General features: G+C 58.6%; 24 protein-coding genes and 1 tRNA gene. 17 read left to right on the top strand and 8 right to left on the bottom strand.

Going from position 1 to position 24,608, the window contains the following annotated elements:
- The first annotated feature begins 26 nt into the window (after positions 1 to 26).
- From AC061P_RS10115 to secA, 3 genes are all read left to right on the top strand, one after another.
- The gene (locus AC061P_RS10115) at positions 27 to 785 is read left to right on the top strand and encodes a ComF family protein (RefSeq protein WP_449647195.1); all 759 of its coding nucleotides are present in this window, start codon (positions 27 to 29) and stop codon (positions 783 to 785) included.
- A 45-nt stretch (positions 786 to 830) separates the two neighbouring features.
- Positions 831 to 1,529 (top strand): ribosome hibernation-promoting factor, HPF/YfiA family, encoded by a 699-nt coding sequence (gene hpf / locus AC061P_RS10110; protein WP_449647194.1) that lies wholly within the window; start codon positions 831 to 833, stop codon positions 1,527 to 1,529.
- Positions 1,530 to 1,691: 162 nt separating this feature from the next.
- Entirely contained in the window at positions 1,692 to 4,508 is a 2,817-nt protein-coding gene (secA, locus tag AC061P_RS10105) for a preprotein translocase subunit SecA (protein WP_449647193.1), read from the top strand.
- Between the two features lie 160 nt (positions 4,509 to 4,668).
- On the opposite strand, the gene AC061P_RS10100 is transcribed toward secA, so the two are convergent.
- A complete protein-coding gene (locus AC061P_RS10100; RefSeq protein ID WP_449647192.1) occupies positions 4,669 to 5,157 on the bottom strand; it encodes an Rv3235 family protein in 489 nt (162 codons plus the stop codon).
- A 150-nt stretch (positions 5,158 to 5,307) separates the two neighbouring features.
- Here AC061P_RS10100 and AC061P_RS10095 point away from each other — a divergent pair, with 150 nt between their 5' ends.
- Entirely contained in the window at positions 5,308 to 5,907 is a 600-nt protein-coding gene (locus AC061P_RS10095) for a hypothetical protein (RefSeq protein ID WP_449647191.1), read from the top strand.
- A 31-nt stretch (positions 5,908 to 5,938) separates the two neighbouring features.
- Here the strand turns inward: AC061P_RS10095 and AC061P_RS10090 are convergent, their stop codons facing one another.
- Positions 5,939 to 6,220: a helix-turn-helix domain-containing protein gene (locus AC061P_RS10090; protein WP_009772813.1), complete on the bottom strand. Its 282-nt coding sequence runs from the start codon at positions 6,218 to 6,220 to the stop codon at positions 5,939 to 5,941.
- A gap of 119 nt (positions 6,221 to 6,339) precedes the next feature.
- Between AC061P_RS10090 and AC061P_RS10085 the strand changes: the two genes are divergently transcribed.
- The 3 genes from AC061P_RS10085 to AC061P_RS10075 are packed head-to-tail and all read left to right on the top strand — an operon-like array spanning position 6,340 to position 9,730.
- On the top strand, positions 6,340 to 6,987 hold the full coding sequence (locus AC061P_RS10085) for a CpaB family protein (protein WP_449647190.1): 648 nt from the start codon (positions 6,340 to 6,342) through the stop codon (positions 6,985 to 6,987).
- A gap of 1 nt (position 6,988) precedes the next feature.
- Entirely contained in the window at positions 6,989 to 8,221 is a 1,233-nt protein-coding gene (locus AC061P_RS10080; RefSeq protein WP_480391117.1) for a CpaE/TadZ family protein, read from the top strand.
- Positions 8,222 to 8,230: 9 nt separating this feature from the next.
- Positions 8,231 to 9,730 (top strand): sensor histidine kinase, encoded by a 1,500-nt coding sequence (locus tag AC061P_RS10075; protein WP_449647188.1) that lies wholly within the window; start codon positions 8,231 to 8,233, stop codon positions 9,728 to 9,730.
- Between the two features lie 154 nt (positions 9,731 to 9,884).
- Here the strand turns inward: AC061P_RS10075 and AC061P_RS10070 are convergent, their stop codons facing one another.
- Entirely contained in the window at positions 9,885 to 10,133 is a 249-nt protein-coding gene (locus AC061P_RS10070) for a WhiB family transcriptional regulator (protein ID WP_009772809.1), read from the bottom strand.
- 234 nt (positions 10,134 to 10,367) lie between these two features.
- Here AC061P_RS10070 and AC061P_RS10065 point away from each other — a divergent pair, with 234 nt between their 5' ends.
- A complete protein-coding gene (locus AC061P_RS10065) occupies positions 10,368 to 10,736 on the top strand; it encodes a hypothetical protein (RefSeq protein WP_449647187.1) in 369 nt (122 codons plus the stop codon).
- On the opposite strand, the gene bcp is transcribed toward AC061P_RS10065, so the two are convergent.
- Positions 10,733 to 11,212 (bottom strand): thioredoxin-dependent thiol peroxidase, encoded by a 480-nt coding sequence (bcp, locus tag AC061P_RS10060; RefSeq protein ID WP_449647186.1) that lies wholly within the window; start codon positions 11,210 to 11,212, stop codon positions 10,733 to 10,735. The two genes, AC061P_RS10065 and bcp, sit on opposite strands and share 4 nt — an antisense overlap.
- A 71-nt stretch (positions 11,213 to 11,283) precedes the next feature.
- Between bcp and AC061P_RS10055 the strand changes: the two genes are divergently transcribed.
- Positions 11,284 to 11,356 (top strand) — tRNA-Lys (locus AC061P_RS10055).
- A gap of 154 nt (positions 11,357 to 11,510) precedes the next feature.
- On the opposite strand, the gene AC061P_RS10050 is transcribed toward AC061P_RS10055, so the two are convergent.
- Entirely contained in the window at positions 11,511 to 11,936 is a 426-nt protein-coding gene (locus AC061P_RS10050; protein WP_449647173.1) for a hypothetical protein, read from the bottom strand.
- Between the two features lie 341 nt (positions 11,937 to 12,277).
- Here AC061P_RS10050 and AC061P_RS10045 point away from each other — a divergent pair, with 341 nt between their 5' ends.
- Positions 12,278 to 14,050: a hypothetical protein gene (locus AC061P_RS10045; protein ID WP_480391116.1), complete on the top strand. Its 1,773-nt coding sequence runs from the start codon at positions 12,278 to 12,280 to the stop codon at positions 14,048 to 14,050.
- A gap of 29 nt (positions 14,051 to 14,079) precedes the next feature.
- On the opposite strand, the gene AC061P_RS10040 is transcribed toward AC061P_RS10045, so the two are convergent.
- On the bottom strand, positions 14,080 to 14,727 hold the full coding sequence (locus AC061P_RS10040) for a M23 family metallopeptidase (RefSeq protein WP_480391115.1): 648 nt from the start codon (positions 14,725 to 14,727) through the stop codon (positions 14,080 to 14,082).
- 277 nt (positions 14,728 to 15,004) lie between these two features.
- Here AC061P_RS10040 and AC061P_RS10035 point away from each other — a divergent pair, with 277 nt between their 5' ends.
- The gene (locus tag AC061P_RS10035) at positions 15,005 to 15,760 is read left to right on the top strand and encodes a gamma-glutamyl-gamma-aminobutyrate hydrolase family protein (RefSeq protein WP_480391114.1); all 756 of its coding nucleotides are present in this window, start codon (positions 15,005 to 15,007) and stop codon (positions 15,758 to 15,760) included.
- Between the two features lie 67 nt (positions 15,761 to 15,827).
- Here AC061P_RS10035 and AC061P_RS10030 read toward each other — a convergent pair whose 3' ends face one another.
- Positions 15,828 to 16,019 (bottom strand): hypothetical protein, encoded by a 192-nt coding sequence (locus AC061P_RS10030; RefSeq protein ID WP_449647169.1) that lies wholly within the window; start codon positions 16,017 to 16,019, stop codon positions 15,828 to 15,830.
- A 298-nt stretch (positions 16,020 to 16,317) separates the two neighbouring features.
- Here AC061P_RS10030 and otsA point away from each other — a divergent pair, with 298 nt between their 5' ends.
- Genes otsA through ilvC form a run of 6 tightly spaced genes read left to right on the top strand, consistent with a single transcriptional unit; the run spans position 16,318 to position 23,742 of the window.
- Entirely contained in the window at positions 16,318 to 17,823 is a 1,506-nt protein-coding gene (gene otsA, locus AC061P_RS10025) for an alpha,alpha-trehalose-phosphate synthase (UDP-forming) (protein ID WP_449647168.1), read from the top strand.
- On the top strand, positions 17,793 to 18,623 hold the full coding sequence (otsB, locus tag AC061P_RS10020; RefSeq protein WP_480391113.1) for a trehalose-phosphatase: 831 nt from the start codon (positions 17,793 to 17,795) through the stop codon (positions 18,621 to 18,623). The genes otsA and otsB overlap by 31 nt, the downstream gene beginning before the upstream one ends.
- Before the next feature lie 27 nt (positions 18,624 to 18,650).
- Positions 18,651 to 20,354, top strand: coding sequence for a dihydroxy-acid dehydratase (gene ilvD / locus AC061P_RS10015; RefSeq protein WP_449647166.1), 1,704 nt, complete (start codon positions 18,651 to 18,653; stop codon positions 20,352 to 20,354).
- A gap of 36 nt (positions 20,355 to 20,390) precedes the next feature.
- Complete coding sequence (locus AC061P_RS10010) at positions 20,391 to 22,175, top strand: acetolactate synthase large subunit (RefSeq protein WP_449647165.1); 1,785 nt, start codon at positions 20,391 to 20,393, stop codon at positions 22,173 to 22,175.
- A 4-nt stretch (positions 22,176 to 22,179) separates the two neighbouring features.
- Positions 22,180 to 22,686, top strand: coding sequence for an acetolactate synthase small subunit (ilvN, locus tag AC061P_RS10005; RefSeq protein WP_341954204.1), 507 nt, complete (start codon positions 22,180 to 22,182; stop codon positions 22,684 to 22,686).
- Positions 22,687 to 22,716: 30 nt separating this feature from the next.
- A complete protein-coding gene (gene ilvC / locus AC061P_RS10000) occupies positions 22,717 to 23,742 on the top strand; it encodes a ketol-acid reductoisomerase (protein ID WP_480391112.1) in 1,026 nt (341 codons plus the stop codon).
- A gap of 74 nt (positions 23,743 to 23,816) precedes the next feature.
- On the opposite strand, the gene AC061P_RS09995 is transcribed toward ilvC, so the two are convergent.
- On the bottom strand, positions 23,817 to 24,581 hold the full coding sequence (locus AC061P_RS09995; protein ID WP_480391111.1) for a DUF1353 domain-containing protein: 765 nt from the start codon (positions 24,579 to 24,581) through the stop codon (positions 23,817 to 23,819).
- Positions 24,582 to 24,608: the final 27 nt, after the last annotated feature.

Here is a 24,608-nt window from a genome sequence, read left to right as displayed (position 1 = left end):
GGACGGTGCGGCTGCAAGCTCGGAGAATGACGTCCTCAGACAACAACATCGAAAAAACGCTGCGCAAGATGGTGGCGAGTGCACGCGAATCAGTCAGAGACGCCTGGGCTGTGCTCATGCCAGTCGAGTGCGCCGGATGCCAGAGCTATGACCGCGCACTGTGTGCGGAGTGCGCTCGCAGCCTTATCGCTGCCCCCACAATTCAGTCGACCCCGCAACACGTTCGTGTCTATGCAGCGCTGCGCTATGAGGGCACGGTTCGCCGAGTGTTGCTTGCCTTCAAGAATCATCACCGCACTGACCAAGCGCGTCCACTTTCTCGGGCCCTCCTTGTCGCGCTTCGGATGGCGCTTGACGATCTCAGCGCGGTGAACGAGAAAGCTGGCGGTCCGATTCAGATCGTTGCGGTACCCACGAGTAAGCGCGCCTTTCGAACGCGGGGCTACCACCCGATAGCAGCGGTCCTTCGGGCGTCGGGAATAAGTCATGTGCGAGCACTGAGAGTCGCGAAGGAAACTGGCAGCCAAAAGCTTCTTAACGCGTCTCAGCGGGCCATCAATGTACATGGTGTTTTCGCGGCGACACGCTGGCTTGGAGCAACGAGAGTCATCATCGTGGATGACGTACTAACGACAGGCGCCACGATTGACGAGGCAATGCGGGCAATTTCCGCGGCCGGAGGAACGGTCATTGCAGCCGTAACCATCGGGTTCACTCCTAGAACCGGTGCGGCTCGTGACATTGCCAGCAGCGAGGGCTACGGTAAGGAAAAGGGCGCACAATAAAAGCTGCCTCACGGGGTGGCCGCGCATGATGGCTAGGAGGTCGCCGTGGAAATCACCGTCAACGGACGCAATGTAGGAGTCACGGATCGTTTCCGTGAGTATGCGATCGAAAAGTCTGAGAAGGTAGATCATCTCGCTGATAAGGCGATTGCTTTCGAGATCAAGGTAAGCCGCCACCACGAAACTAATGGGTCTAGTGGCGACGATCGTGTTGAGTTGACGTTGATCGGACCAGGACCGCTTGTTCGAGCGGAATCTGCTGGTTCGGATAAATATGTTGCCTTCGATCTGGCGATGTCAAAGCTCATTGAGCGCATCCGCCAATCTCGCGACCGCAAGAAAGTGCATCGGGGGAATCACCGCCCTACGTCTCTGCGTGAGGCAAGTGCTGGTGGGTTCGCCGTTGTTGATATCACTCCAGCAAGCCCCGAAGTAATTGAGAGCGTTTCCACTGGATCAGTGCCGGTACAGACGGCCGAACCGGAACCTGGCGACGACGATTACTCGCCCGTTGTTATCCGACGCAAGGTGTTCCCTTCTAGTCACATGACTGTTGAAGAGGCACTTGACCACATGGAGTTGGTCGGTCACGACTTCTTCCTCTTTGTGGATAGCCAGACGGATCGCCCCAGCGTTGTTTACCGTCGTAAGGGGTGGGACTACGGTGTTATTGGTCTTGAAGAGCAGGCCGATGAGGTCGCCGATGGGGGTCGTTCGCGCAAGCGTAAGGTCGCCAACGGCTAAGCACACCAAGTTCTTGGTGTGAACTTGATACGATTACGAACCGGTAACGCGGCCGTGCGCTGAATGCACGCACCGCGTTACCGTGACGTAAGCGTCTAAAAAGATTGCGCTTCGTCGAGCAGGGCCAGTGTCGGACCCGTCCGACAAGAATGGGAGTATTCGGTGGCGAATGTTTTAGAACGCGCACTTCGTGTGGGCGAGGGTCGGCTTCTTCGACGCTTGAAAGGCTATGCGCACGCGGTTGATCACCTTGAAGAAGACTTCAAGACGCTGACTGACGATGAGCTCAAGCACGAGACCACGGAGTTGCGCGAGCGCTATGCCGCAGGGGAGTCACTTGACGACCTCCTCCCGGAGGCCTTCGCTGCGGTTCGAGAAGCAGCGAGCCGCACGCTTGGCATGCGTCACTTTGAGGTTCAACTCATGGGCGGTGCTGCACTGCATCTCGGCAACATTGCTGAGATGAAGACCGGTGAGGGCAAGACCCTAGTCGCGACGCTCGCGGCTTACCTGAACGCGATCGCCGCGCAAGGTGTGCACGTCATTACGGTCAACGACTACTTGGCTAGCTACCAGTCAGAGCTGATGGGCCGCGTATTCCGCGCCCTCGGGATGACCACCGGATGCATTGTCTCCGGTCAGACTCCAGTGGAACGTCGCGAGCAGTATGCCGCGGACATCACCTATGGAACGAACAACGAATTTGGTTTTGACTACCTGCGCGACAACATGGCGTGGCAGGCAAGCGACATGGTCCAGCGTGGCCACTACTTTGCTGTCGTTGACGAAGTTGACTCGATTCTGATTGACGAGGCTCGCACGCCGCTCATCATTTCGGGCCCATCATCGGGTGAGGCGAACCGTTGGTTTACCGAATTCGCTAGCCTTGCCAAAAAGCTCATCCCCGAGGTCGATTTCGAGGTTGATGAGAAGAAGCGCACCGTTGGTGTGCTGGAGCCCGGTATCGAAAAGGTTGAAGATTACCTCGGTATCGACAACCTGTACGAGTCGGCGAATACGCCGCTGATTTCGTTCTTGAACAACTCCATCAAGGCCCGTGCACTCTTCAAGAAAGACAAGGACTACGTCGTCATGAACGGCGAAGTCTTGATCGTCGACGAGCACACCGGTCGTATTCTTCAGGGCCGTCGCTACAACGAAGGAATTCACCAGGCGATTGAGGCCAAGGAGGGTGTTGCTGTTAAGGCAGAAAACCAGACTCTCGCTACGGTGACGTTGCAGAACTATTTCCGTCTCTACAACAAGCTGTCAGGAATGACCGGTACTGCTGAAACTGAAGCAGCCGAGTTCATGTCCACCTACAAACTTGGTGTTGTCGCGATCCCGACCAACAAGCCAATGCAGCGCATTGACCAGTCCGACCTGATCTACAAAAACGAGCAGTCAAAGTTCGAACAGGTTGTTGCCGATATCGCCAAGCGGCACGAACTGGGTCAGCCCGTTCTGGTGGGAACAACAAGCGTTGAGAAGAGCGAACTTCTTTCGCGCATGCTCGCCAAGAAGGGCGTAAAGCACGAGGTTTTGAACGCTAAGAACCACGCTCGCGAAGCAGCGATTGTTGCTCAGGCAGGACGCCTCGGTTCCGTTACCGTCGCTACGAACATGGCCGGCCGTGGAACTGACGTCATGCTCGGTGGAAACGCCGAGTTCTTGGCCGTCGCTGAGATGAACAGCCGCGGCCTCAACCCGACCGAAACTCCTGACGACTATGAAGCCGCGTGGGACGAAGTTTTTGCCGAGGTAAAAGCCGGGGTTGAAAAGGAAGCCAAGAAGGTCGTCGATGTTGGTGGCCTCTACGTCTTGGGTACAGAACGTCACGAGTCTCGCCGTATCGACAACCAGCTGCGTGGTCGTTCAGGTCGCCAAGGTGATCCAGGTGAGAGCCGCTTCTACCTGTCGCTTCAGGATGATCTGATGCGCCTGTTCAACAGTGGCGCAGCCGAAGCACTCATGGGGCGCTCGACAGTTCCCGACGATCTCGCGATCGAATCCAAGGTAGTTAGCCGCGCCATCCGCAGTGCTCAATCACAGGTGGAGTCGCGCAACGCTGAAATCCGCAAGAACGTGCTGAAGTACGACGATGTATTGAACCGCCAGCGTGAAGCTATCTATAGCGATCGGCGCCACATTCTTGAGGGAGATGACCTGAAGGATCGCGTTCAGCGATTCCTGAGCGATGTCGTCACCGAAGTTGTCGACGTACACACGGCAGAAGGTCACTCTGAGGACTGGGACTTTGACGGTCTCTGGACCGAAATCAAGACGATGTACCCGATCGGTATTACCGTCGATGAGGTTCTGACCGAGGGCGGATCACGCGGCAAACTCACCAGTGCATTCATCGCCAAGGAAATTCATTCTGACGCCGTGATTGCGTATGAGCGTCGTGAGCAGCAGCTTGGCGAGACCGCGATGCGCGAGCTTGAGCGTCGTGTGGTGCTCAGCGTTATCGATCGCCGCTGGCGAGACCACCTCTACGAGATGGACTACCTGAAAGACGGAATCGGTCTGCGCGCAATGGCTCAGCGCGACCCCCTCATCGAGTACCAGCGCGAAGGTTTCGCTCTCTTCCAGACGATGATGGGACAGATTCGCGAAGAGTCTGTCGGCTTCCTGTTCAACCTTGATGTCGAAGTGAGCGGCGGTGGCGAGTCCACGACCGTCCAGGCGCGAGGTTTGGAAGCGGCAAGTGCACCATCCGCAGCGCTCAGCTACTCGGCGCCGAGCGCAGACGCTGCCGGCGAGGTCGAAGTTCGCAATGAGCGCGGCCAGGTCGAACGCACTGCGACTGCCAATGCGCAAAAGCGACAGACGCAGCAGCCGGCACCGCAGCAACCGCAGCCGGCTCGAGGCGGTGACCGTGGTGCATTCGGTCAACGCGCAGAGGGTTCGGACGGTGCGGCGGAAGCTCCGCTCAACCGTTCACAGCGTCGCGCGCAGGAGAAGCGCAAGAAGTAGAAATCATCAGTAAGGTATGCCCCCATCGCTCGGTCGGTGGGGGCATATCTCGTTAAGCCGGGGTCGTGTTGGACCCGGGACGGGTGAGAGCCGCATGGCATTGGATCCGCGTTGGACCAGCATTGCCTTAGAGGCGTTGCGGGTCGGTGCGCCCGACGCGCTAGAGGACGTTGATGGCTGTCGCGCGCCAGCGCCGGTCGAGCCCTTCGAGGCGTACTGCTACAGCGCGAGTGCGCGCTCGACCGCGAACGATCACCACAGCCTCTATCGCGCCATCGCGAGGCTCGCACAGTCGGATTGAACCCATGGTGAAGCTTGGGCGCGTGACTGGCTGCCCCTTTGCGCGACGGGCACGCGCCGAGAGGACGGTGCGCTTGAGTAGATGACGGTAGACGTCGTCAGTAACCCATCGTGCAATCTGCTCCAGGTCGCGGGCGCCAGCAAGAATTTCGATGACGCAGCGGGTGAGGTTTTCCACCAGGGGTGCCGGATCGGGTAGTTCGGCGCTTGGGGTGGGCTGGTGGCCAAAAAACTCGTCGGGCACGAAGCGCGGGCGAATGATTTTGGAGGGAAGGGTTCCGGTGCGTTGTCGCGGAGGGCGAGGGGGTTCCTCGCTCGGCGAAAGCTTTCGGAGTGGCTCGGTACTCATGATCTCCCGGGTAAAAGGTCAAGACGGCGATGTATACCCCCTTTAGGGGGTAGACCACACTCAACCAGTACTGAGACCAATTGTCTATGACTAATTTTCAACTGTGGATAACCTTGCTGAGTTGTGTCACCTCACCAGTACCGTCAGCCCATGCGCTGGGACAAACTTTTTGATGACCTCGAAAGTCAGCTTGAGAACGAAATCACGGCCGATGACCTCGAAGTCGATGCCGAAGAGGAACGGTTGCGGCTCGGCCGGCTCAGCATGCGGGATCGTATTGTGTCGCTTCATGCCCGCAGCTCTGACCAATCACCTCTCACGATGTCGCTTGTGCTCATCACGGGAACGCGACTCATTGTGAGGCCAGCGATTATCGGTCGCGATTGGATGTCCGCCGATCTTGTCGACGAGAGTGGACGCCCAGCGCAATGCATCGTTCCATTCGCGGCGGTGGCGGGAATCTCACTAGGGGCAGCGCACATCACGCCGAGCCTTGCCACGATGCCGTCGAGTGGGCATCCGAGTCTTTCGCAGCGTTTGGGGCTGAGCTATGTTCTGCGAGATCTCTGTCGTCGTCGCCGAGCGGTCTCGCTGTTGCTGGTCGCGGGCGAAGTGCATGGCACGATCGACCGCGTAGGGCGCGACCATCTTGATATTGCAGTGCACGAACGTGGGGCGGCTCGACGCGAGACCGCGGTAACCGAGTATCGCTTGGTCCCGTTCGCGAGTCTGGTGGTCGTGCGGCCGTAGCCGTCACAGCCCCGTACCGGGTCGTTCTGCGCTATCGCTTACGCTGTTCGCCGAAGTTCACTTCGGTCACTGTGGCAATATCTGACTGATTCCAGAGGCTCATGCGTCGAGTCTCTTCGTACAGAGCTTCGATATAGGACTCAAGAACCGAGTTCTCGATTCGCCATTGGCCTTTGCTGCCGACCTTGATCGCGGGCAGTTCGCCGGAGCGCACCAAGTCGAGAACTTCGTGTGGTGAGACGCTGAGCACTTCAGCAGTATCGGCCAGGGTGAGAAATCGCCCGAGGCCTTCTGCAGGATTGATCGCGTTCATGGTTCGATTATGCTCCCGTGCACCTGTGAATGGGGCTGATGTGGATAACTCTCGCGCCACTTATGAGCAGTAACCAACGATGGTGCCATGATCAACACCCGACCTCTGGGGCGCGCGCTGTGAGCCGCCGTTCCGGTCGTACCCAGTCTCAAGCTCGCGCGCGAGCCCTCGCTCTTGATCCGCGACTTGCAATTGGCATCGTGCTCGTTGTGGCATCCATCATTGGCGTTGTTTCGCTTGTCGCTAGCGCCGATGACTCAATCGAGGTCTATGCGGCCGCCGCCCCTCTCAATCCGGGTGATCGTGTGCTGAGCGGCGATCTCGTAGTGCGGAGCGTGAAGCTCAACGAGTCGAGTGAGTTCTATATCGGGCGGGGTGAACTACCCGCGGAAGGCTTTATCGCTACACGACCGATCGGCGCAGGGGAGTTGATCCCGAGCTCTTCTTTAGGTAGCCACGAGGGGCTCTCATTGACTGCGGTAGTCGTATCGCCACAGGGCGGTCTCGCGGAGTCGGTGTCGACGGGGGCATCCGTCGATGTTTGGGCCAGCGCGGAGACGGAAGACGGTGAGCATGGGGCTCCGGGCGTGATTATCTCGGGTGCCATTGTTGTGCGACTTATCGACAATGACTCGCTCGTCTCATCGGCTGGTAATAGCGCACTAGAGTTGCTCGTTCCTCGATCGCGCGTTGCCCGCTTGCTTGAAGCAATGGCCAGCGGTGACGTGCTTTCGGTCCTCCCGGCCAACCTCCCGGCGAAGGGCTGACGTGGCGAATTTCGCGTTGGCCATGCCGGTCACCCTAGAAGATCAATTCGCGTTTGATGCTGCGCAACACGGGCACGAGATCGTTGTTCGAGCGGTAAGTGCGCCAGAACTAGCGTCTCGGGTCGCAGGCGCACACGCAGATATCGCACTAGTTGCTGCAGAGGCACGCTACCTCACAGACCGACTCATCACTGCGTGCGATCACGCAGGCGTTCGGCTCATTGCGGTTGCCAGCAGCGAGCGCGAGCAGCGCTATGCCAGTGATCTCGGCCTCTTTGACATTATCGATGGTGCCTCGGGGTGGCCAGCGGTACACGCGTTGCTTGAGCAGTCGCAGTGGAATTCAGAGCCCGAGACTTCGCCGCGAAGCACTCTGGGCCAAGTGATAGCGGTGTGGGGTCCTGGAGGTGCTCCAGGGCGCACATCCATAGCTATTGCGGTTGCCGCCGAATTGGCGGCACTCGGCCACAGCGTCGCACTTGCAGATGTGGACACTCACGGTGCTTCGGTGGCGCCGGCCCTGGGAATGCTTGACGAGGCGCCGGGATTTGCCGCTGCCTGCCGTCTTGCAGGTACCGACACGCTCACGACGGACGAACTAGTCCGCATCGGGCAGCGTTATGACTCGCCAGTCGGTGGTTTTTGGGTGCTTACGGGTATAGGAAGGCCGAGTCGTTGGCCAGAGCTTTCCGCCGAGAGGGTCGGAACCACCATCGCGCAGTGCCGTCAGTGGGTCGATTACACCGTGCTCGACACCAGCTCCAGTCTGGAAAACGATGAAGAGATTACGAGTGACCTGTTCGCGCCTCGACGCAATGCCGCTGCGGTTACTGCGGTGCGAGCTGCCGACCATGTGATTGCCGTCGGGGGAGCAGATCCGGTAGGGCTCTCACGGTTCTTGCGAGCACACGTAGACCTCCTCGAAACGGTCTCGACGCGAAGTGTGAGCGTAGTGATGAACAAGGTGAGGGTGAGCGCCAGCGGATTGAACCCGCACGGGCAGGTAACCCAAACTTTGTCGAGATTCGGCGGCATCGAGCATCCGATACTTGTACCTCACGACCTTGCAGGCTTCGACGGCGCTGTTCTGAGCGGCAAGACACTCGTGGACGCCGCACCGCGTTCACCTGCGAGACTCGCCGTGCGCGATCTGGTCACATCCCGCCTCGTGCCCGAAATCGACGAACCAGCGCCTCGACGCTCTCTGTTCAACAGGGTGCTGGCGCGCAGGTAATCTGTAGGGGTGTCGACACTCAGTGATCTAGTCCAAGAGCAGGGCCATTCGAGCGAGGCCGATATCGAATGGCTGCACATGCTCGTCGGCGACTGGCAGTTGCTCGCCGATCTTGCGTTCGCCGACATCGTGTTGTGGGTGCCGAGTGACGATGAGCAGTTTGTTGCGGTTGCCCACGCCCGCCCCAGCAGCTCAGCGACCCTGTTCTACCGCGACTTTGTCGGGCAAAATGTGAAGCCCGAGTGGAAAGCGCAAGTCACCGAAGCGTTCGCAACGGCTCGAATTGTTGATGCTGCTGCCCCTTCTTGGTACGAGGAAACTCCCACTCGGGTGCGTGCTGTTCCCGTGATGCGCAGGCTCAACGTCAGCGGCAATGCCACGGCGGAGACCCCCATCGCTGTCATCACGCGACACACCAATCTGGGGGATGCCCGCACGCCTTCCCGGCAAGAGCTCACCTTCAACGGTTGCGCAAACGATCTGTTCGCCATGATTGCTGCAGGCGACTTCCCGGATATGGGGGCCCCTGCGGCCCCGCGCCGCGGAGCACCCCGAGCATCCGACGGACTGATTCGTCTGGATGTTGACGGCCTCGTCACATTCGCGAGTCCAAACGCGTTGTCAGCGTTCAACCGCATCGGTTTCTCTGGCGAACTGGAAGCGGAATCTCTCGCCGACGTCACAACGACGCTCATTGCCGGGCAGCCGGAGGTAGACGAATCTCTGCCGCTGGTCGTCACTGGTCGAGCCCCCTGGCGCACAGACATTGAAGCTCGCGGAGTCACGGTCTCGCTGCGGACCATTCCGATCCGTGATCGTGGCGAACGTGTCGGAGCAATTGTTCTGTGTCGCGATGTCACCGAGGTGCGCCATCAAGAGCGTGAGCTCATCACAAAGGATGCGACGATTCGTGAGATTCACCATCGAGTGAAGAACAACTTGCAGACCGTGGCATCGTTGCTCAGAATTCAGGCGCGCAGAACGCACAGTGAGGTTGCACGAGAAGCGCTCGGGCATGCGATGCGTCGAGTTGCCGCTATCGCTGTGGTTCACGACACACTTTCTGAGGGACTCAGCCAGAGCGTAGATTTCGATGTTGTCTTCGATCGAGTGCTGAAGCTGATCGCGGAGGTTGCGTCGAGTCACAACACGACAGTGCATCCCACCTCGGTGGGAAGCTTTGGTGCACTGCCCAGTGAGTACGCCACACCGTTGGCTTTGGCCCTGACCGAGTTGGTGACGAATGCTGTAGAGCACGGTCTTGCTGGTCGCGCGGACGGCACGGTGGAGATTGACGCCAGACGCACCGAAGACAAGCTAACCGTGCAGGTTCGCGACAACGGCGTTGGCCTAGCTGAGGGCCGAGTTGGCGAAGGCCTCGGCACACAAATCGTCCGTACCCTGATTCAGGGTGAGTTGAGCGGAACCATTGACTGGCACACGCTCATGGGCAGCGGCACCGAAGTAACAATCGATATTCCGCTGACCTGGTTGACGCGCACCAAGTAATTTAGCGCGCGAGAGCCAGAATCGGTCTCAATCTAGACCCGTGCGGGCTACGAACTTTGCATTCTTGCAACGCTGTTCAGTCCTGTGACGCTGTGCAGTCCTGTGACGCTGCGCCGTCTTGTGACGCTGCGCCGTCTTGTGACGCTGTGCAGCGTTAGGATGCGCGGCGTGCGCGTGCAGCGCGACGCTTGAGAGCGCGGCGCTCGTCTTCACTGAGGCCACCCCAGACGCCGGAGTCTTGGTTTGTTTCGAGGGCGTACTGGAGGCACATTTCAGTTACCGAGCAGCGACCGCAAACGGCTTTTGCTTTTTCGATTTGGTCAACGGCCGGACCGGTGTTTCCTACCGGGAAGAAAAGTTCCGGGTCAGCAGTGAGGCATGCAGCGTTATCGCGCCAGTCCATGGTGTTGCTCCTTACAGCGTGTTGCGTTGCTCGAGCGCACAAAAAATACGCCTAAATCGGCGTCGAGCTTGAGAAAGTTTGTGGGTCTCGCTCGCAACACTGGGAGCCAGAAATCAACCTCAACTAGAATCGCATATCGACCAATGCAAAGCAATGGTCTTTCAGCGATTTAACGGGGAGCGAATGGTAGACGAACTTGTCCCAGAAGAAAAACCGAGTGGTAAACATCCGTATGTGGTTGTTCTCGCAGTCGTAATCTTTCTGGAAAGTGCTCTTCTGTTCGGTGCCCTTGGTTACCTGATCTTCGAACTTGCGAGCGAGACTCCTCAGTCGTATGCAAGTGCAATCGCCTTGAGCGTTCTGACGGCACTGGCCGCAATTTGGGTAGCGATAATTGCGATTAGCGTGCTGCGAGGTCAGGCGTGGATTCGTGGAGCAGCCGTCGTCTGGCAGGTTCTGCAAATCTCCGTTGCGATCGGCAGCTTCCAGGGCGCCTTCTCGCGACCCGACATTGGCTGGCTGTTGTTGATGCCAGCCATCGTCGTGCTTGTCCTGTTATTCACCAAGCCGGTATTGGCGGCGACAACGCGGCGTGAGGGTTAGTCGAGCCCGAGTTTCTTGCGCAGCGACGCAACGTGGCCGGTAGCCTTCACCGCGTAGAGCGGGAGAGTGATTGTGCCGGCTTCATCGATGACGAAAGTCGAGCGAATGACCCCTGTTACTTGCTTGCCATATAGGTTCTTCTCGCCCCAGGCGCCATACGCTTCATGAACTTCGTGCTCTGGGTCGGACAGCAGCGGGAATGTGAGTGACTCTTGCTCGCGGAACTTGGTCAGCTTTTCGGGAGTATCGCGCGAAACACCCAACACGACATAGCCCTCCGATTGCAGCGAGCCGAGCTGGTCACGAAAGTCACAAGCCTGCTTCGTGCATCCGGGAGTCATCGCTGCTGGGTAGAAATACAGGATCACTTTCTTGCCAGAAAAGTCGCTAAGAGACACCAGTTTTCCGTCGTGATCAAGCAGGGAAAAGCTTGGTGCGGGGGTGCCTGCGGCAAGTCGAGTGGATTCCGTGGTCATTGTGCTCCTTAGTCGCTTTAACTCATGGTAACGTTGTTCCTCGGTTGCCCCGTGAGGGAAAACCAAGCCACGCACCTCTAGCTCAATTGGCAGAGCAACTGACTCTTAATCAGTGGGTTCCCGGTTCAAGTCCGGGGGGGTGCACAAGCGGCAGAAGCCCGGTACAGCGCGTAGAGCGTAGTGCCGGGCTTTTCCATTGCCACTGCACTCTTTTGCCGCTAACGAACTCCCTGAAGCTGGGGGCTGTAGCACTACCTAAAATCTGGCGCGCACTCCACGCCGCCTGCCGTTCTTCCACCTAATGATCACTTTTCCTCTGGGCTCGATCAGTCATACGCAACTCAAACTGGTGGCGTTTCGTCTCGTCGGTGGCGACTGAGCCCAATTCGTGAATCAGGAGCTTTCGTGAGCGAGGCTTAACCGAAACCATGACGTCGAGTGCGAGACCTTCGCCTCTATTGAGCACACTCACATTCAGTAGATACGCAGGGGACTCGCTAGTGGGGGCGCCGACCGTCGTGTCGAGCAAGGAATATACCGTCAGGCGCATATCAGGTTTCGGCGTCAACGCAATTGAACGAATCAGAGCGACCGTGGCGATGATGAGCGCAATCACCGCAATTGCGGTGGGAACAGCGTCGTTCGGGCTGCCCGCGAAAGCTCCGAATGGCGATGCCCAAAAGTCGTCGAACCAACGAGGCCAAGAGTTCGGGAGCAACCACACGCGGTCGAGTGTAGGCGGACCGTGGAATCGCGCGTGGAATCAATGCACAGGACCATTGAGCGCAAGCACGGGTCGAGGGGTGTGAAATAGCGCTAGACCAGACTGAACTGTCTACTGCCCCCTTCATGGGGGTCATGCTATTTTGTGCACAGCACTAGACCGAGTCACTTCGGTTACCCCGACGGTGCTGAAGAAGGTGATGCCCGAATCTCACCCCAGCGGCGCGTTTTTACCCCCGTGAATGCGCTCGCGCTCCCTTTCGTGCGCCAATGGCGGCCACGACTCTGCAGCTGCGTGCCGATGCGCCGAAAGTGCAATCCCCCTGCAGAAAGCTGCCCATCATGTTAATGAAGAAACTGCTGGCGACCCTCGCCAGTATTGCCCTCACGAGTGGTGCACTCCTTGGAGTCTCCGCCCCAGCATTTGCTGATGATGCTGCTGCGCCCGCAAGCGCTCCCGACGTTTCTATTGCAGACGGAGAAAGCGAGACTCCAGCATCACCACCCGCACCGCAGTCAACTTCGCTGGTCGAGGTTGAGGCCATTGCCAAACCAGTAGACCCGAAACCGGCACCCGCGCCCACGAAGGTTGCGCCAGTTCCTAACGCCGCTGCGGCTGTAGTTGACGAGCCCGCGAGCGAAGAAACCGCCGCGCCTTCATCTCAATCACGCGCGAACAACAAGGATGACAAGAAGGTCTGGGTGTGCAAGTTCGTCTCAAGCGACAACTCTCCCTCGGGCTACCGGCTCAAAGAAGGCAAACAACCGATTCACGTGAGCATTAATGCCCTCGGTGATGATGTGAACGAGACCGGGAACTTTGCAGACAACCAGCCGTCATTCGTTGTTGAGGAAGACGACGAGAGCCTGTGCTCACGAACCGAAGTTACTGTTGACGAAGAAGTCCAGTGCCCCACCTATCAATATGGCGGACTGGTCTCCATCGCGACAGCAACGAAGCTGTTTTACGGAACCGTTCAAGTTGACTTCACATTCACGCAAACAACTCGCGCGCTTACCGCAGAAGAAATCCGAGCTTGCGATCCTCCAGAAGAAGTGTTCGTGTGCCAATTTGAGGCGAGCAAGAATCATCCAAGCGGTTGGGTGCTCAAGTCGGGTGTGCAACCAGTGCTAATGCTGTCAACCGATCTCGGAGATAGCGTAAACACCACTGGTGATTACGATGTCACCACACCGTCGTTCATCGTCACCAGCAACGACAGCTCGTTGTGTAGTTCAGAAAAAGTGGAGCGCTCAACAGAAGTCACATGCCCCACCTTTGACAGTCAGGGTTACGCCACGATCACGACTGTGAACACATTCTTCTATGGTTCGGTCTCAGTGAAGCAGAGCACTGAAATCACTGAGCGAGTGCTGAAGGATGGCGAGCTGAGCTACTGCCCGGATGTCGAACTTCTTGAGGCGACCGCTGAAGCCATTCTGCTGGATGCTGGTTGTAATGCTGGGCAGCAGTTGATTCTCGGCCCGATCGCGAACGCGACTTGGGGAGAAGTAACCGACCCTGAGGGCCCTCTTGACTACAGCGTTACGGCGACAGCAAACCCCGGTGCGCAGTTCGTCACCGTGGCGCCAGGGTTGCGAGTTGCGCTTGCTGCGACAGGATCAACGACACTGACGTTCACGGGCACGCTACAGCTGCAGCTTGACCCGTCTAACCCCGAGTGCAATTTGGATACCCTCGGCCTAGTGATGCCCGCTGTTAGCTTCACCCAGACCAGTTGCACGGTTGCCGGAAGCTACCGGTTGGGAGTGGCGCCTGGCTATGATCCGGCTCACGTCACATTCACCGTGAACGGTGTTTCTGGTGTTGTTGCCGGAACGTATTCAGCAGAGGGCCCTGGTCCGGTTACGGTGACCGCTCAGGTTGTTGCCCCCAATGGGCTCGAGTTCGACTGGATTGATCCGCCGACGTTCACATTCGTCACTCCAGCTGACACCGTGTGCGATCCAGGGTTGCCAACCCTGGCGCTGCCAACCCTCGCCTTCACTGGTAGTGGGGGGAGTGGCGGCCTGTGGTGGCTTATGCCGTCAGGCATGATCCTGCTTGGTGCAGCCGCCATCTACGTGCGACGTCGAATGGATGCGGTGAGCTAGACATCCTCCGCGCCCGGTGCTCTGGTTGGTTATGGCAACCAGGGTGCCGGGTCTACGCGGGTGTCAAAAACGTAGACTTCGAAGTGAAGGTGCGGGAAGGTCGAATAGCCGGTGTTGCCAACCGACCCGAGTGGGGTGCCTGCTGCGACCCATTGTCCGGCAGTGACGAGTTGCGACCCTTCGATCATGTGTGCGTAAAGGGTCTTAATCCCGTTGCCATGATCAATAATTACGTGACGACCCCAGCCGCCTCCAGAGGTCACACTCTCAACGGTGCCGGGGGAGGCCGCGATGATGGTGGATCCCTCGGCTGCCATGATGTCGATGCCGCCGTGGAATTCGGTGCCACGGTAACCGAAGCCATCATTGATGGGGCCATTCGCGGGAAATACCTCAAGGGTGCCGCTGATGCCAGCCGCGCTGATCACAACCTGCTGCTGAACCTTCTCAATTTGGTAGGAGTCCCGAACGATAGGAGAAGTCGCGCCAGTAGCAGGCGAAGCAAAAGTTTGAATGTCGTCTTCTGGTGCCGCGCTAATCGTTCCTTCGCCTGCGGAGGCTAGGGTGCTGGCATCCGCGACATAGATCTCACTCTTGGGGGCCGGCAAGATTGCTGCGGGGACTGTGCCGCCAATGAGCAACGCCCCAATGGCGAGCATAGTAATAGGTCGTTTCAACAGCGTTCCTTGGTTTGGGTCAGGGTTAACGGGCTGCGCAGCGAAGAACAATCTGGTTGTGGCTCACGCTCACGGGTAGGTGAGCAACGGAAGGAGCCGGATTGGTGCTAACGGCAGCGCTCTGGCCGAAACCGCATCAATGCGGCTAGACAGGCGAGTAAGTCGTCGAATTTAGCGAAAGTTCCTGAGAACCACTCTCAGGAAGACGCAATTCTGTTCGTGCGACCTATATCCTTTGGTAACAAACGTTCTATTTCTTCGACGGAGAGGAGTCCGCATGGGCACCACTAAGCGGCCACTAATCGGGCTCACCTCGTATCTTGAGCAAGCGCAAACAGGTGTGTGGGATCTCCCCGCCTCCTTCCTGCCGAAGATCTACTTCGAAGCAGTGACGGATGCCGGTGGCATAGCCGTACTGCTGCCGCCACAGCCGGTAGATTCCGAAATTGCGGCGTCGATTATCCAGAGTCTCGACGGCCTGATCCTTACGGGCGGCAAAGACGTTGATGCTGCGCGGTACGGCCAAGAAGCGCATCCGACAGCTGATGTTCCTCGCAAAGACCGCGATGCCTTCGAAGATGCCCTCTTGCGCGCAGCCATTGAACAGAACGTGCCATTCTTGGGAATTTGCCGTGGAGCTCAAATGCTCAACGTGACGTTGGGCGGAACCATCATTCAGCACTTGCCTGACGTGATCGGCACGTCTCGCTACAGCGCCGGTGGTGGAGTTTTCCTAGTGAACGATGTTGCGGTTGAACACGACACAATTCTCTCTTCGCTGCTCGGCGGCGATGACAGCGTGGCAGTGAAGTCGTATCACCACCAGGCGATCGACACTCTCGCTGACGGCCTCATCGTTTCTGGACGCGGCGACGATGGTGTCATTCAGGCTGTCGAATTGCCGAGCGTCGATTTTGGGGTTGCGGTTCAGTGGCATCCAGAAGAGGATGCCAAGCAAGATTTGCGTCTCTTCGAGGGCGTGGTTGCGGCTGCGGCCCGTCATCGTGTGCAGCGCCTGGCCCCGGCGAGTTAAGGATTTGGCCTCGGAAGGCTAGCGGACTAGCGGCCTCGCCGGCGCTTGGCTGCACGAGACCGGCTGCCTACTTTTCGAGTTCGTAGGAGTTTTGAGCCTCTTTGACGATGGTGCCGACAGCGATTGCGACTGTGAGCCCCCAACTGATCCACATGAGGATGAGGCGCCAATCGCGCGGTCCTTGCTTAGTGGTTTGGAAGATGCTCCAGCCGCCTGCAACCGCGCTCAGGAGACTGCTGTTGAACAGGAACTTGCGCATATTTCCTCCGGGGTTGCGGTGTCGGCCTAGGCCTTAACGCTAGCGTGAGATTCTGATTGCGGCCAGCAGAGAAGTCGAGCGCTGCCGAAAGTCTAAGAAACGCACCGATCGCAACGTGAACCTTGGAGCGAGTAGCGCGGAGGAGGGCTCCGGGCACATCTCGTCCGCCGATTTCGCCACGGACGCCTACACAGTGTGAGAGTACTGCGTGACGCCAGAATTGGCTCGGCCAATAACGGAGACTGGATTGTCTGTAGTTTCGGTCAGCGCGCAGGGCCCGCTGGTAAAGTGACGAACTATGGAAGCTCACAAGAACTCTTCTCCCGCTGAGTACGATTTTGTTGTTGTTTCCAACCGGTTGCCGGTCGACTGCACCGTTGAAGACGATGGATCCCTCTCCTGGAAGCGCTCGCCCGGTGGCCTAGTGACCGCCCTCGAGCCGATCATGAAGGCAGCTGATGGCGCTTGGGTTGGTTGGGCTGGGCGCCCCGACCTGGAGATCGAACCGTTCCAGAACGACGGCATTCAGATCATCCCTGTTCCTCTGAGTTCCCAAGACATCGAGGAGTATTACGAGGGCTTCAGCAATGACACCCTCTGGCCGCTCTATCACGACGTTATTGCTCCGCCGGCCTATCACCGCGAATGGTGGGACGACTATGTGGCGGTCAATCAACGATTTGCGGATGCCGCTGCCGCCAACAGTGCTGAAGGTGCTGTCGTGTGGGTTCAGGATTACCAACTCCAGCTCGTGCCTCGCATGCTTCGTGAACAGCGCCCTGATCTGACGATCGGCTTCTTCAACCACATTCCGTTTCCTCCCTATGGGATCTTTGCCCAATTGCCGTGGCGCACTCAGATCATTGAGGGGATGCTCGGTGCCGATGTTGTTGGTTTTCAGCGGTCGTCAGATGCGTCCAACTTTTCGTCTGCGGTTCGTCGGCTGACGAATCATCCGACAAAGAATCCCGCCATCGAGGTAACGATTGATGGGCAGCCGACTCGTCGCGTTGTCGCAAAGGCGTTCCCGATTTCGATTGACTCCCGCAGCTTTGAGCAGCTTGCTCGCGATCCTGCCGTTCAACAGCGGGCCAGGGATATTCGCAAGGGTCTCGGTAATCCGAAGACGGTGATGTTCGGTGTTGACCGCCTCGACTACACGAAGGGCATCCGGCACCGTCTCAAGGCCTATGGCGAGCTGTTGCGTGATGGTTCGATCGAGGTTGGCGATGTCGCGCTCATTCAGGTTGCAAGCCCGAGTCGTGAACGCGTCGAGGCTTACATGCATTTGCGTGACGAGATCGAGCTGACCGTAGGCCGCATTAATGGTCAATTCAGCACGCTGAGTCATTCACCGATCAGTTACCTTCATCAGGGTTTTCCGCGTGAAGAAATGGTTGCGCTGTATTTGGCCGCTGATGTGTTGTTGGTTACGGCGCTACGCGATGGCATGAACTTGGTGGCTAAGGAATATGCGGCGAGCCGGTTCGACAATGACGGCGTTCTCATTTTGAGCGAGTTTGCTGGTGCTTCTGAAGAGCTGCGCAAGGCTCTCCTCGTTAACCCGCATGACATTGATGGGTTGAAGGAAGCAATGATGAAGGCGATCAACATGCCGAAAGCTGATCGTGCGACTCGAATGCGTTCAATGCGCAAGCGCGTGCTTGAACACGATGTTGCTCGCTGGTCGAATGCCTTCCTCAAGAATTTGGCCGCTACTCGATCAGATCGCCACCGCCGGATCGCTCCATTAGAGATGGCAGAAGAGGTTGAGTGGACGATCGAGCGAAAGCGAGTCAGGTAGTCGTGCAGTATTCCTCGGAAGCGGAAATTGCTGCGGCGATTGACGCGCTCGTCGCCATGCCCACTGTGCTTATTGCGCTCGATTTCGATGGCACTTTGGCCCCAGAGGTTGATGATCCGCTTGAGGCTCGAGCGCTTCCCGAAGCGCAAGAGCAGTTGGTGCGGATGCTTGAACTCACGGATACGCGCCTAGCGCTCGTCTCCGGTCGGGCACTAGACAGCCTCGAGCATGTGGCCCATTTGCCGAGTCAGGTGCTTTTCGGCGGATCCCACGGCTTGGAGTATCGACTCGACGACGGTGACTCGGTTTTGCCGATGAGCGACGCGGACCTTGCGGCTCTCATGAAGCTTGATGCCCTCATGCATGAACTTGCCGACAGAGCTGAGGGGGCGTGGGTTGAGCTTAAGCCGGCCGGTCGTGCACTTCACGTGAGGCTGACGCCCGCTGACGATGCGGAACGTCTGACCACCGAGGCAGTAGCGCGCGTTGATGCTGAACTTCCGGGGCTGACGACGCGATTTGGCAAGAACGTTGTGGAGTTCGCGATCCACACCGCCACCAAGGGTGATGCGATTGAGCGCTTGCGCGAGTATTGCGGCGCCGACGCGGTTTTTTTCGCGGGAGATGACACAACTGACGAGGACGCCATTGCTGCGCTCGGTCCCCATGACCTTGGAGTTCGAGTGGGGGATGCGCCGTCCGCAGCTCAACTTAGGGTGGCGGGAACCCGCGAAATTGCCGAGGTTCTTCGGATGCTTGTCGATCGTCGCGCCGCCGTAGTTTCTGCTCGGGCAAACTGAGGTTTCGCTAAGCCCTAAACTCGGAGTATGTCTGAGAGTAATTCGATCGATATCAAGCCTCGTTCCCGCACGGTAACCGACGGAATTGAAGCCACTACCTCGCGCGGAATGCTTCGCGCTGTTGGTATGGGAGACGCTGACTGGGAGAAGCCCCAGATTGGTATTGCGAGCTCATGGAACGAGATCACTCCCTGCAATCTTTCTCTTGATCGCCTTGCTCAGGCCGCGAAAGAGGGGGTGCACGCCGGTGGCGGGTACCCGCTCCAGTTCGGCACCATTAGCGTCTCTGACGGCATCTCGATGGGCCATGAGGGAATGCACTTCTCGCTCGTGAGCCGCGAAGTTATCGCTGACTCTGTTGAGGTCGTCATGGAGGCCGAACGTCTCGACGGCTCGGTCACGCTCGCGGGCTGCGACAAGTCACTGCCCGGCATGCTCATGGCCGCAGCTCGTCTCAACCTGTCTTCGGTGTTCCTTTACGCGGGGTCGATTGCTCCTGGGTGGGTCAAGCTCAGCGATGGCACCGAAAAAGACATCACCATCATTGACTCCTTCGAGGCAGTCGGTGCTGTCAAGGCTGGTCGGATGACCGAAGCCGATGCCAAGCGCATCGAGTGTGCTTTCGCGCCGGGCGAGGGTGCCTGTGGCGGTATGTACACGGCCAACACGATGGCGAGCGTTGCGGAAGCGCTGGGAATGAGCCTTCCCGGCTCGGCAAGCCCCGCATCCGCTGATCGTCGTCGCGACTATTTTGCGCACCGTTCGGGTGAAGCGGTTGTCAACCTGCTGCGTTTGGGCATCACTTCGCGCGACATCATGACGAAGAAGGCGTTCGAGAACGCCATCACCGTAGCGATGGCGCTCGGTGGTTCCACCAATGTTGTGTTGCACATCTTGGCGATCGCCAATGAGGCTGAAGTCGATATCACTCTCGATGACTTCAACCGCATCGGTGACAAAGTGCCACACTTGGGCGACCTTAAGCCGTTCGGTAAATACGTCATGAATGACGTTGACCGTCACGGCGGCCTGCCGGTGCTGATGAAGGCGCTCATGGACGAGGGCCTTATTCACGGTGATGCGCTCACGGTCACGGGAAAGACAGTCGCTGAGAACTTCGCCGAGATGGACATTGATCCTCTTGATGGCGAAGTGCTGCGCACGATTGATAACCCCATTCATCCCACCGGCGGGCTGACGATCCTCACTGGTTCGCTGGCTCCCGAGGGTTCTGTGGTGAAGACGGCAGGCTTCGACGTTGCAGAGTTCGAGGGCCCCGCCCGCGTCTTCGAGCGTGAGCGTGAAGCCCTGGATGCTCTCACCGCCGGCACGATCGAAGCAGGTTCAGTTGTCGTCATCCGCTATGAAGGTCCGAAGGGTGGTCCTGGTATGCGCGAGATGCTCGCGATCACGGCGGCCATCAAGGGCGCTGGACTCGGCAAAGATGTACTACTCTTGACGGACGGACGATTCTCAGGCGGCACAACCGGGCTGTGCATCGGCCACATAGCTCCCGAAGCAGTAGACGCAGGTCCTATTGCCTTCGTGCGCGATGGTGATCTGATACGGGTCGATATCGCAGCTCGCTCGCTCGACTTACTTGTCGACTCCGCTGAGCTCGAAGCCCGCCGAAAAGGCTGGGCCCCCCTACCTCCGCGTTACACGCGAGGCGTTCTTGCCAAGTATTCGAAGCTTGTGCAGTCCGCCGCCCGCGGCGCGGTAACCAGTTAGCACCACGCTCACCAGTGAAATTTAAAGGATTTACACATGTCCTCTGACCCCGTACCGCGGCCGAAGAGCACCACGCCGGAGATTTTGACCGGCTCGGGTGCGATCTTGCGCAGTTTGGAAAAGCTGGGTGTGAAAGACGTCTTCGGTTTGCCCGGCGGCGCCATCATGCCCTTCTACGACGAACTCATGGCATCGACTGCTATTCGTCACATTTTGGTGCGCCACGAGCAGGGTGCTGGTCACGCTGCTGAGGGGTATGCCTCGTCATCCGGAAAGCTCGGCGTCTGCATCGCAACCTCTGGGCCCGGAGCGACCAATCTCGTGACGGCTATCGCGGATGCCCACATGGACTCCGTTCCCATGCTTGCGATCACCGGACAGGTCTTCTCGACCTCGATGGGAACGGACGCGTTCCAAGAGGTCGACATCTCGGGAATCACGATGCCGATCACGAAGCACTCGTTCCTCGTGTCGAAGCCGGAAGACATTCCCGCGACGCTCGCTGCGGCGTACCACATCGCGACAACGGGTCGACCTGGTCCCGTGCTTGTCGACGTGACGAAGGACTGCCAGCAAGCATCCGCACCATTCATTTGGCCACCCAAGGTTGACCTTCCCGGTTACCGCCCGGTCATGAAGGCCCACGGCAAGCAGGTTCAGGCAGCGGCACAGATGCTGGCTGAGGCTGAGCGTCCTGTCTTCTACGTTGGTGGCGGTGTCGTGCGCTCTGGGGCGTCAGCGGAACTGCTCGAACTCGCTGAGCAGGTCGGCGCGCCCATCGTGACTACGCTCATGGCGCGCGGCGCGTTTCCTGACTCCAACGAATTGAACCTCGGGATGCCGGGAATGCACGGCTCTGTGCCCGCAGTTCTTGCGATCCAAGAGTCCGATCTTCTCATTTCGCTCGGAGCGCGTTTCGACGACCGAGTCACGGGCAAGCCGAGCGAATTCGCTCCTCTCGCCAAGGTCATTCACGTTGACATTGACCCGGCCGAGATTGGCAAGATTCGGGCGGCAGAGGTGCCCATCGTTGGTGACGCTAAAGACGTCATCATCGACCTGACGGCAGCGTTCGCTGAAGCACGCAAGCAGACACAGCCGGACTACACCGCGTGGTGGGAACGACTCAATTCGCTGCGCAACCAATTTCCCCTCGGCTTCACCGAACCAGATGACGGCCTGCTTTCACCGCAGTACGTGATTCAGCGCATCGGTGAAATCACCGGGCCGGAAGGTATCTTTGCTGCCGGCGTTGGCCAGCACCAGATGTGGTCCGCCCAGTTCATCAAGCACGAGCGCCCCAACTCCTGGCTCAACTCTGGTGGTGCTGGAACCATGGGTTACGGCGTTCCCGCTGCGATGGGCGCCAAAGTTGCGAACCCCGATCGCCCCGTGTGGGCGATTGATGGTGACGGATGCTTCCAGATGACTAATCAGGAGCTTGCAACGTGCACGATCAACAAGATCCCGATCAAGGTTGCGATCATCAACAACTCGAGCCTCGGCATGGTGCGCCAGTGGCAGACGCTGTTCTATGATGGCCGCCACTCGTTCACCGATTTGAACACCGGGCACGACACCGTGATGATCCCCGACTTCGTGAAGCTCGGGGAGGCCTACGGTTGCCTCGCCATCCGCGTCACGAAGAAGGAAGAGATCGACCCGGCCATCAAGCTTGCGCTTGAGACCAATGATCGTCCGGTCGTTATTGACTTCGTCGTGAGCCGAGATTCGATGGTGTGGCCCATGGTTCCCCAGGGCGTCGGAAATTCAAGCGTGCAGTATGCCCGCGACCATGCCCCAGAGTGGGAAGAGGAGTAGAGCGATGAGTCACGTACTTTCTCTGCTGGTAGAAGACAAACCAGGTCTGCTCACTCGCGTCGCCGGGCTGTTTGCTCGTCGTGGGTTCAACATTCAATCGCTGGCTGTTGGCTCGAGCGAGATCGAAGGCCTTTCGCGCATCACCGTTGTGGTGGATGTCGAAGAGCTGCCTCTCGAGCAGGTCACCAAGCAACTCAACAAGCTCATCAACGTGATCAAGATTGTTGAGCTTGACCCAGCGCAGTCGGTGACGCGCGAACACCTTCTGATCAAGGTGCGCGTAGATAACACGACTCGCTCCCAGATTCTCGAAGCGGTAAACCTGTTCCGTGCCCGCGTGGTTGATGTCGCATCCGATGCGCTCATCATCGAAACCACCGGTGACTCGGGCAAGATTCAAGCACTTTTGCGAGTGCTCGAACCCTACGGGATCAAAGAAATTGCTCAGAGTGGATTGCTGGCCATGGGCCGCGGTTCGAAGAGCATCACCGACCGAGTTTTCAAGAACTAACAGCACTACCAACTAAGGAGAATCACTACTGTGACCGAGATCTTTTACGACGATAACGCTGACCTCGCGCTCATCCAGGGCAAAAAGGTTGCTGTCATTGGTTATGGCTCGCAAGGCCACGCCCACGCACTGAACCTGCGTGATTCCGGCGTTGAGGTCAAGATTGGCCTCAAGGAGGGCTCGAAGAGCATCGCAAAGGCAACCGACGCCGGCTTCGAGGTGCTCACGAGCGCCGAAGCAGCCAAGTGGGCTGACGTTGTTGTGATCCTTGCTCCCGACCAGCACCAGCGTGGACTCTACGCCGACGACATCAAGGACAATCTTGTTGCTGGCGACACTCTCGTCTTCGGACACGGCTTCAACATCCGTTTCGGTTACATCGACGCTCCCGCCGATGTTGACGTCATCCTCGTTGCTCCCAAGGGACCGGGTCACACCGTGCGCCGCGAGTACGAAGCTGGCCGTGGCGTTCCCGTTATCGTTGCCGTCGAGAATGACGCCACCGGTACCGCGTGGGACATGGCCTGGTCGTACTCGAAGGCAATCGGCGGACTCCGCGCCGGTGGCATCAAGACCACCTTCACCGAAGAAACCGAGACCGATCTGTTCGGTGAGCAGGCTGTTCTTTGTGGTGGAACCTCGCAGCTCGTACAGTACGGCTTCGAAACCCTCATCGAGGCTGGCTACCAGCCGCAGATCGCCTACTTCGAGGTGCTTCACGAGCTCAAGCTCATCGTTGACCTCATGTGGGAGGGCGGCATCGCTAAGCAGCGTTGGAGCGTTTCTGACACCGCTGAGTACGGCGACTACGTTTCCGGCCCTCGCGTCATCGACGCCTCGGTCAAGGAAAACATGAAGGCTGTTCTCGCAGACATCCAGTCGGGTGCCTTCGCAGACCGCTTCATCAAGGATCAGGATGCTGGCGGAGTTGAGTTCCTCGCCCTGCGTGAAAAGGGCCAGAACCACCCCATCGAAGCAACCGGCAAGGAGCTGCGTGCTCTCTTCGCTTGGAAGCAGCAAGACTCCGACTACACCGACGGTTCAGCTGCACGCTAACTTTCGCTAGTCACTACGACGGCCGTTCCGCTACTGCGGGGCGGCCGTTGTGCTGTGTGCTGCTAGCTGTGCGGCTACTTGGGCGGCAGCGTTGTTCCGCGGTCCGGCCAACGCAGTGTCGGCTCCGCCTTGGGGGCAGGGCCGGGGGTGCCTGTTCCCACCCAGATGGATAACGCCAAGAGTTGTTCAAGGCGCGACCCGATGAAGGCGGCGGCAACCAGCGGCGCGTACAGGGCGCCCAGATAGGTGGCGGCAAGAACGAGATCCAGATTTTTGCCCCAGACTGTGGCGCCAATTGCGGGAGCCAGCGCGAGAATGAGCCACAGCGGATGCACGATTACCGCGAGCACGACAGCGCCAATGATCGCCAGCACACCAAGACTGAGTTGCGTGATGATCGCGGCTCCCAGCGCCCCGGCATGGCGGGCGTACCGCTCAATTCCCACCGATGCCCACATGACACGGGCGCGCAATTGGTGAACACCGCTATCGATGAGTGACACCCGAAAGTCTTCGTCAGCGGTGCGCCTCAGCTCGAGACGTTGAACTGGGGGTGCGAGCCTCGACTGAGCAGTGAGCGAATCATGCAATACGGCTGGCAGTGTTTGTTTGCCAAAACTGGCGATGAGGCCCCACAGGAATGGCGGTACGGAGGCGAAATCGGTGCTGTTGCCCTCTCCAGGGGGAAGCGAGAGGTCGTGGGCGGGAATGGTGAGCACGCGATCCCAATCACGCGGGTCGCGCCAGCAGAACTCCTCCGAGACCTGAAAGTCTCGCCCTAGGCGGTACACCAGCGGCAGGCTGCTCAGCTCAAATCCGTTGCGGTCGGTAAACGGCATTGTGAGCTCCTCGATCGACTGTGCGTC

It is taken from the genome of Rhodoglobus sp. G.S.4 (genome assembly GCF_056619605.1).
Note: the sequence above shows the minus strand (reverse complement) of the source record. Positions and strands in the feature narration are given on the sequence as shown.

Coding starts and splice junctions, on each gene's coding strand:
- AC061P_RS10115 (WP_449647195.1), top strand. CDS start 27: ATGACGTCCTCAGACAACAACATCGAAAAAACGCTGCGCAAGATGGTG.
- AC061P_RS10100 (WP_449647192.1), bottom strand. CDS start 5,157: ATGAGTACCGAGCCACTCCGAAAGCTTTCGCCGAGCGAGGAACCCCCT.
- AC061P_RS10095 (WP_449647191.1), top strand. CDS start 5,308: ATGCGCTGGGACAAACTTTTTGATGACCTCGAAAGTCAGCTTGAGAAC.
- AC061P_RS10090 (WP_009772813.1), bottom strand. CDS start 6,220: ATGAACGCGATCAATCCTGCAGAAGGCCTCGGGCGATTTCTCACCCTG.
- AC061P_RS10070 (WP_009772809.1), bottom strand. CDS start 10,133: ATGGACTGGCGCGATAACGCTGCATGCCTCACTGCTGACCCGGAACTT.
- bcp (WP_449647186.1), bottom strand. CDS start 11,212: ATGACCACGGAATCCACTCGACTTGCCGCAGGCACCCCCGCACCAAGC.
- AC061P_RS10045 (WP_480391116.1), top strand. CDS start 12,278: ATGTTAATGAAGAAACTGCTGGCGACCCTCGCCAGTATTGCCCTCACG.
- AC061P_RS10035 (WP_480391114.1), top strand. CDS start 15,005: ATGGGCACCACTAAGCGGCCACTAATCGGGCTCACCTCGTATCTTGAG.
- AC061P_RS10030 (WP_449647169.1), bottom strand. CDS start 16,019: ATGCGCAAGTTCCTGTTCAACAGCAGTCTCCTGAGCGCGGTTGCAGGC.
- otsA (WP_449647168.1), top strand. CDS start 16,318: ATGGAAGCTCACAAGAACTCTTCTCCCGCTGAGTACGATTTTGTTGTT.
- ilvD (WP_449647166.1), top strand. CDS start 18,651: ATGTCTGAGAGTAATTCGATCGATATCAAGCCTCGTTCCCGCACGGTA.
- AC061P_RS10010 (WP_449647165.1), top strand. CDS start 20,391: ATGTCCTCTGACCCCGTACCGCGGCCGAAGAGCACCACGCCGGAGATT.
- ilvN (WP_341954204.1), top strand. CDS start 22,180: ATGAGTCACGTACTTTCTCTGCTGGTAGAAGACAAACCAGGTCTGCTC.
- AC061P_RS09995 (WP_480391111.1), bottom strand. CDS start 24,581: ATGCCGTTTACCGACCGCAACGGATTTGAGCTGAGCAGCCTGCCGCTG.